Source organism: uncultured Aquimarina sp., assembly GCF_947492115.1.
Taxonomy (GTDB): Bacteria; Bacteroidota; Bacteroidia; order Flavobacteriales; family Flavobacteriaceae; genus Aquimarina.
Genome location: NZ_CANLMM010000004.1, coordinates 560,648 through 569,195, shown reverse-complemented (window position 1 = coordinate 569,195; position 8,548 = coordinate 560,648). Strand labels below are relative to the sequence as shown.

4 protein-coding genes are annotated in these 8,548 nt (G+C 33.6%); all 4 read right to left on the bottom strand.

Going from position 1 to position 8,548, the window contains the following annotated elements:
• Positions 1–3,479 (bottom strand): VCBS domain-containing protein (locus tag Q1A73_RS15600; protein WP_299607224.1); only part of this gene is annotated, 3,479 nt, incomplete at its 3' end.
• A gap of 1,044 nt (positions 3,480–4,523) precedes the next feature.
• Positions 4,524–4,688, bottom strand: a complete 165-nt coding sequence (locus Q1A73_RS15595) for a hypothetical protein (protein WP_299607223.1) — start codon at positions 4,686–4,688, stop codon at positions 4,524–4,526.
• A 431-nt stretch (positions 4,689–5,119) separates the two neighbouring features.
• The gene (locus Q1A73_RS15590; protein ID WP_299607222.1) at positions 5,120–5,791 is read right to left on the bottom strand and encodes a response regulator; all 672 of its coding nucleotides are present in this window, start codon (positions 5,789–5,791) and stop codon (positions 5,120–5,122) included.
• A gap of 102 nt (positions 5,792–5,893) precedes the next feature.
• Positions 5,894–7,945 (bottom strand): sensor histidine kinase, encoded by a 2,052-nt coding sequence (locus Q1A73_RS15585; protein ID WP_299607221.1) that lies wholly within the window; start codon positions 7,943–7,945, stop codon positions 5,894–5,896.
• Positions 7,946–8,548 lie beyond the last annotated feature (603 nt).

Below are 8,548 nucleotides of genomic sequence, written 5' to 3'. Positions count from 1 at the left end.
TCTGGAACCGTATCTCCTACGCCTACTCCCGTAGCATTGTTAGGGCCTCCATTGGTAACCGTAACACTAAAGGTAACAGTATCTCCAGCACTGATCGTAGTACTGCCATCGGCATCGGTTGTCAATACCACACTCTTGGCAATGCTTAAATCACTTGTTGGGTTTACCGTTAAAGAAGCACTATTTTGTTCGTTAATACAAACATTAGCAGGATGCGTAACAATCACATTATATGTATTTCCATCTAAGGCAGTAGTTGGGTTTGTAATTGTTAACGTAGCTCCATTAAAACCACTATATATACCACCATCTGTAGTTCCATTAATATCAACACCATTTCTTTGCCATTGGTACACAATAGCTCCTGACACATCTGTTGCAGGAGGCACTGTATAATCTGGGGTACCACTAGAGAATGTAGTAGTAGATTGAGCCGTAGCAACAACACTAAAAGTAGCCGTTTCTCCCGCATTTACTGTTTCATTAGCAGGTGTGGTGGTTACTGTTAATTGTGTAGCCACATATTCATTTCCTGTAATCCCGTCATAGCCTCCAGTACCACCAGTTACCAATCCACTTCCATCAAAACCAGTACCATCCAATACTCCATCTGCAGGAGTAGTATCCGTTCCTCCTGATTCTACCACATCATCACAACCATCATTATCACTATCCAGGTCCAGTCCATTTAGGTCACCATCACCATCTACATCAGTATTACAAGAAGGCGTTAATAATAAATTAAACTGAAAGCTTCCTACAAAGCCTAAGTTTGTATATCTAATTTCTAATTGATCTCCTGCTGTTACTGGAAAACTAAACGAATCATTAGGTGAATCAGTAGCTCCACAACAAAAAGAAGCAAAGACTTGTCTTGTTCCATTGATAAAAAGCTCAAAAACATCATCCACACTAAATCCTGCACCACCGAAGGTTAGAGTTCCGTCTATATCTGCTACTCTTTTAAAAATTGTTTGATAATAGGGTTGAAAACCGACATCATCTACATTAGTTCCCACATAACTAGGAGGCACCAGACCTGTACTGGAATTGGTATCAAAAACACCTGGAGACGTTTGAGCATACGACCCTGATTCTGTGAAGCTTAGAGAATTACCTCCTACATAAGCTTCTCCTACAAAAGTAGGAGTACCTACTGAGCCATTTAATGTACTATTTTGATTACTATTCCCAAAAGTAGAACCAGCAATAGCAAAATGTCCACTATAGTACTCTGCATCCCAATATCCAACACCAAAATTACCATCTTGAACTCCATCTGGAGTTCCTATAAGTACATCACTTACGTAACATTCATTACTATCTAATATTCCATCATTATCATCATCTAAATCTGTCCAGTCTGGTTCTCCATCCATATCCGAATCTACCGCCGACCCATTAATCGTGATAATAAGATTAGCATTATCCGTGCTCAATAGAGCATCCTGCAGCGTATACGGAATTGTATCTGTTAAGGTTTGCCCTACTAGTAAGCTAGCTACCGCAGGATTTGTTGGATCTACCGTATAGGTGTACGTCCCATCAGGATTTACAGTAATAAACCCATAGGTAGTAGCAACTGTGGTCGCACCAACGACAGGAGTTCCATTAATTATGATAACAGTAACCCCATTATCTCCTTGCCAAAAAATATCCGAAACACCGGCAATTTGACCTCCTGGATCCGAATCAGTTACATTAGGACCGTAATTATAAGACAAAACCAATTGATCAATAGGCCCATCAAAAGCCACATTAATATTTCCAGTAGCGTCTGAAGGAACAGCGCTACCTAAACCATAGTAAGTATCTCCACCAGCATCTACGATACCACCTGTAATTGTGTTCGTAAAAGTAACAGGAACACCATCTAAAAACCCTTGTATTGTAATTTGATCCTGCCAAACTGTACCCTGAGAATAATCAATATCTGTTACTAAAAACCCTAGATTAAAAACCTCCTGACCAAAATCTATTTGAATAGCGGTATCTTGGTTGGACAATGTAGCTGGATCTATATTAAATAATAAATACCCCGTATGCCCTCCATTTGTTGCAGTATTCTGAGAAGTTAAGTTACTAACTGTACCAATACCATCTGGGTCTAAAGCTGTAAAATCCACTGTTATCCCATCAATCGTTAAAGAAGTCCCATTTACCGCAGCTCCATTAGTAAACTCATTCTCCCAAATTAAGGTTGATAAAGGACGATCCAATAAATCCTGTCCGTTTACTCCATCTCCTTCGATCAAGTTACTACTGGCAGTGTTCTGCACATTAACTGTTACACTGTTTACATCATCGACAGCTGTTGGGGGATCATCTACTCCATTGATTGTAATCGTTAAAATTCCATAATCAAAACCACCGGTAGTATCTTCGGCAGTGTACGCTATAATATCATCTAAACTCGTTCCATTTACCAATCCTGCAACTGCTGGATTCGTCGTGTCTACTGTATAGGAATACGATCCGTTTGATTGAATTGTGATGGTCCCATAAAGGGTACTATAGCTCATTCCTACTTCTGACGGAAAAACATTAACTTCTGATACTATGATCGAATCTCCTGGAGTTGCATCCGTATCATTGGCTAATACATCACCAGTAATGGGTGTGACCGAATTGGCTGCGATACTGTTAGTATCATCAACTACATCAGGCTGCGTAACGATATTAATAATAGTCTGCGAAGTAGAAGATCCTCCAGTAGAATCATTTAATGTTACATCTAAGGTTCTTACACCTTCTGTATAGGGAGAGGTTAAATCTCCATAAAAAATAAGAGCTATAAAATCCTCAAAAACATCATTAGGAATAGGATCACTAGTAGTTTCTGTAATCGTAAAGGTAGTCCCTGTGTGAGTTACTTGTAAAACAATTCCTCCCCCCATATCATAAGGAGGAAAAGAATTAGAACCTGTAAAAAAATATAAATCAAACCCAGTACCATTATTTATTGCCAATATTTCACTTGCATCCACATTTCCACTCACAGTAATAGTCGCACTAGATAATGTGCCTGTATCCGAAGTAATTTCCACTTGCCCTCTAGAAATCGGAAATACGTTTGTTGTAGTAGGCTCTAAAAAATATTCATAATTATTTCCGGGAGTAAGTGCGTCCAAATCCAAGGTAGGTGGATCTGTAGGTGATTTAGCTGAGAAAGACAGAGCAGAAAATGTTCGTTGAAATTTCACATCGGTTGCGGAGTTAATAGTATGGAATATAGGTCCTCCCATTCCTAACTCATAATCCATCTCATCTTTAGGGAATATCTCCTGATAAGCTTCTACCGTAACGGTAGAACCACTTTTCTGAGACATAACCATATTAGGCAACACCATTATTATACATAATAATAGCACTTGCAGCCATAAGAATTTTGTTCTACGTATATTTCCCTTTTGTAAAACATTTCTATTTAGACTAATAGAAAAAAGTTCTATTATCCAATTACATTTCAAATCACGCATAGGAGCTTCTTTTTATTAAATATCTACCTTCATAAAATCTTGATTCATCAAGATTTCACTTATTATTCTCTACTGGTATTTTTTAATATCTACAGACATATTCATAAGAAATACTGTAGACCTGTGACATTCTCTCCTTGTCTAAACCTAACAAAAAGGATCATCACGATTTTTAATTATCGACAAAACTGATAGTTAACGTAGCTGAATTACCAATTACTATAGATCAATCGTTTTCATATTTAGTTTAGATAGGATGTTACACAATACAAGCAACTTTGTATACTTACTAGATTGCTTTATAAAAAATGTGGGGTAAGTAATAGCGTTACACCTTGTCCTTATATAGTTACTCCAAAAAGCATTATATAGGAAGGTGGTTTTCCCTTTCATTATCCGTTCCTTCTCTGATAAAAATCGGAACTCTTCATTAGGAAAAACATTAAAAAAAATAGGAATATTAGTAGTGCGTCTTATGAGAAAGACGATAAGTTTATTGTGGAATATATTATGTTTTACTGCTTGAGTAATTATTTTCATAGGCATCTTAGATCGTATTTATTTTTCCTCTTGCGACAAACAAATATTTTAGCATTCGTATCGTTTAAAAAAGTGATATCACATCAAAAAAAATCTTTAAAAAACGATTATAAAAAATGTTACAAATCAACACTTAAATCTAACAAATTAATTCACTAAAAATAGCAACATAAAACATAATTAATTTGTTAATTATTTTATGTTAAATTTTAACAACAAATCAACTTATTTATTTTAACATTTTAAATTTATAACTATTTAACTGATTATCAAAGATTAATAACCTCATTTTTTTTACTTAAAAACCGTAATCGTAAAACACAAAATAAATATAAGGGGAAATAATACTTGTATATAAAAATAAATATTCCCTTAAATATTTAAATATAATAACAATGAAATTTCCCTTATAAAAATCTAAAACACCCCGAAAAGAAAAAAGCCTTCCTACTGGAAAGCTTTAAAAGTAATTTATCTAGGAATCAATCGAATAATAGCCCTTTATTATTCTCCCGTAATACAAGTACATTGTCCTGTAAAAATGTTCCCCTGAACAGTACCTGGACAATAATCACTACAACTTGCCATCACATAGTCCCCACCATGGATCGTACTTTGCATACTTTTACTTAACACACTTACTTTTTTTAAATTCGCTAACTTTTTCATATTATATAAATTAAATAGTTATCTGAGAACATTTTAAGACACTCCCAGCTTGCGTCTGAAATTGATTAAAACTGCAAGATTACAATCACTAAATAAGCAATCAGCAACCTCTAAAAAAACATTAAAAAGTTTGTGTGAATCAGATTATATATTCCCCTATAATTCTTATCAAATATATTGAAATACAACTATTTAAATTAAATATTATTACGGATAAACCTCAATTAACATCGAGATTAACACACTGTTAAAAAATAGGGGATTTTTCCCTTAATGCAAAATCCTAAATACCACCTCTTTTAAAGTACCTTATTTTAGCATTAGACAACCTCGCATCAAAAACCAAAAACGGTTAATCAAACATTCGGAAAAACAAAAAGGGACAGCAATTGCTGTCCCTTCTATTCTATATCTGTTTAAAAATTTCTCTATTATACGAATCCTCGTTTACGAGCTTCTTCTAATAATTTTTGATCATCAGCTTTAGCGATAGAGAACATTTCCTTTATTTGGTTCTTACGCTTTTCTATTGCACTTAACGAAAGACTCACATAGTTAGGTAAATTCTTGGTCTTTACACCTCTAGATAAGTGATATAAAATTTTAAGATTTTTCTCATCTAGTGAGAAGTTGTTCGTCATCATTTTTCTAAAATGATTATTTACCGTAGCACTATAATACGGAGTACCACTCACAATATTATTAAATGCCAATAATAACTCTGCAGAAGTAAGATCACTCTTGATTAAGAAACCAGAAGGATTTATGTTCTTTAATATATTATGAATCCTATGATCCTCTCTATGCATCGTTAGGATAATAATTTTTGCTTTTGGCAATAACTCTTTAGCATGTTTTGCCAGATCTTCTCCAGAGGTGATAGAACCATCAGAAGAAGGCGGCAACTTAATATCTACAAAAAGCATATCATAAGGAGTCGTTTTAGAAGATTTTAGAATACTCTGATATGCATCATCACAATTAGACGCGATATCGATTTTGATTTGGTATTCTTTTTGGTTTTCTCCTAATAAGGTGTTCTTGTATCCTTCGATAATCATTGGATGATCATCAATCATAAGAACTTTTAACTTTTTCTTCATTTTTAAAATTTTGTCAGTTGTTATCCTATCTGGTTACTTATGTAACTACAATAAAACATTTATAGTATACTCAGTAAGTGGATATGACAACATTTACATTAATTAAATTGGTATACCTACAGATACTTTGGTACCTGCATCCTGATTACTAATAAAATCTACTACACCATTCATCTGGGTAACTCTGGATGTAATATTTTTTAAACCAATTCCTCTTTTTACCTTACTGCTTTTAAATCCGATTCCATCATCTAAAATAGTAAGATTTATTTTATCATCCACATAATCGAAGTTTATTTTTACGCTTTTTGCCTTTGCATGTTTAAATATATTCTGCAGCGACTCTTGTATAATACGGAATAGATTTACTTTTTTCTGATCATCTACTACTTCCCAATCAATATTTTCATCATTGGCAAACTCAAACTCCATTTTATGTACTGTACACAGATCACTTACCAAACTTTCTACTACATCTACATATGCGATATCTGGCGATAAGGTTTCTGTACCCAAATCATGTGAAATCAATCTTATTTCTCGTTCTATAGATTTAAGCTCTTCTATATATTTATTTCTGGCATCGGTAAATCCATCATTAGCACGCTGATTGATCCCATCTAAGCTTAATCGCACCCCAAACAATCTACCCAACACACCATCATGCAGCTCTTCGGACATACGATGTTGCTCCATCTTACGCCCTTCTTCTAATTTTAGCTGCTGGCTAAGTAGTAATCGATAAATCTCTTGATTGGATTGTTGCTGCTTTTGCTCGAAGAGTAGTTCTTTATTACTCTGTTGCTGTCTAAAGATGACATATCCTAATAAAAACAATACGGATAATCCTAAAATAGCAAATATTAAATATTGATTTTCACGGCTAATAGCAGCAATTTCCTCTACTTTTTCTTCGGTTTCAAAACGAATACGCGCAAACTTATTTACATAAGAACGCTCTTCCTTAATCAAACTATCGTTTAGCTTGATTTGTTCTTGTGCATACATCAATCCCTCATCACTACCTGAAACTTCCGTCAATATTTTGTAAGCTTGCAATAATTCAACATTATTATTAACAATAGGGGCAGACTTTTTAACTCTCAGCGCGTATAATTTAGCTAAACTATCATTACCTTGATGCTGGTAATACTCTGAATAATGTAAATTTACAGTGGAAAGCCCAGTAATATCATTTACACTATCCCTCATTTTATATGACCTATCAAACAAACTAATTACACTTGGATTTTGTTTATTTGCTAAAAACCTAACATAAGCCAAATTATCAAGAAGTCTTGCCTTTCTTTTTGGTCTTTTATCAAGGAAATCTTTATAAGACAAACCTTTGTTATAAAATTTCTCAGCTTCTTCATAATTTTCTAAAGATTTATAAACAGTACCTATATTATTGTAAGAAACAGTAGCATACAAGATATCCTTAGGGGTATTTTTAGCAACTTCAATTGCCTTTTCATGATAAGAAATTGCATCTTCGTATCTTTCTAAATATTTTGCCACAACTCCCAACGTAGAATAGCAAAGTGGTAAATATTTTAGATTACCAGATAATTCAAATTTCTCTATTGCTTGTATTACAAGATGTTCACTTTCACTATAATCCTTGACCTTGAGAGATAATTTAGCTAAATCAATTAAGGTCCTACCGTGATCATAAGAATAACTTAGCGGATCCCTATTTTTGTTATCCTCAAAAGCCCTATAAATTTCATCTGCTTTATAAAAATTACTATAGGCACTATCCAGTTGATTTCTCCTAAAATACATCCCTCTGTATCCATAAGATTTCGCGATAGCAATAGAATCTTTGAGATAAAGAGCTAATCTTAAGGTTTTGTCATTAATATTTTTGAACTTCTCATATTCAGACAATTTATTATACTCTATAACCACCTGTTGCAACTTACTGACTTTAAAAGAATTGTCATCTAAGGTAGTTATATGACCATAAGCAATATCTAAGCTTTCCACCCTTTGCTTAGCACTTTTAGACAAATCAACAGCTTTATTTATATTCTCATCAATTAATCTTTTCTTAACCTCTGCACCTTCAATTTCTGTATCATTAGAAGTACACGAAATAATTGTATAGAACAAAGGAAAAAAGAACAAAAATTTTGAAAACAATTTCATCTCAACTTTAATTTATTTAAAAATAAATAAAAATTAAAGGGAACACAATATATGTTCCCTTTAATTTTTATAAGAATAGTAAAATATACTTATCGTTTCCTTAGATTAATCCTGCACTTCTTCAGATTCATCTTCTCCAGCAACAGTTTCAATGTTGATATCTTCAATACCTACTTCTTCATTAATACTGTCTGACTCACAAGCGATGAACATTGAACTTACGAATAATACTGCGAATATAGTTTTTATAGCTTTCATAACGGTTTATCTTTTATAATTAATATCTTATTCTGGTTGTAATTTGTTGTTTATTAAAATTTTTCCTTTTCTAAACTTTTTTTGTTTTGTTTAGTGCAATCAAACTTTCGTTTTCTTGGTTTCTGTTTTGTAAGGATTTCGCTGGCCAGCGGCATACTTAGATTTCTCTCTGTATATCCTTTAGTAAATGTGTAATAGGTTGATAACCTTAATTGTACACTACAAATGTAGGGAGATTGCCCCCTCGCGCCTAATATATTAAGGTGTGTTTAGTGGATGGATACCTGTACGGTGTAGATGGGTCAATTATACGAGTGAATGACCGATTTTTGAAAAACAAGAAAT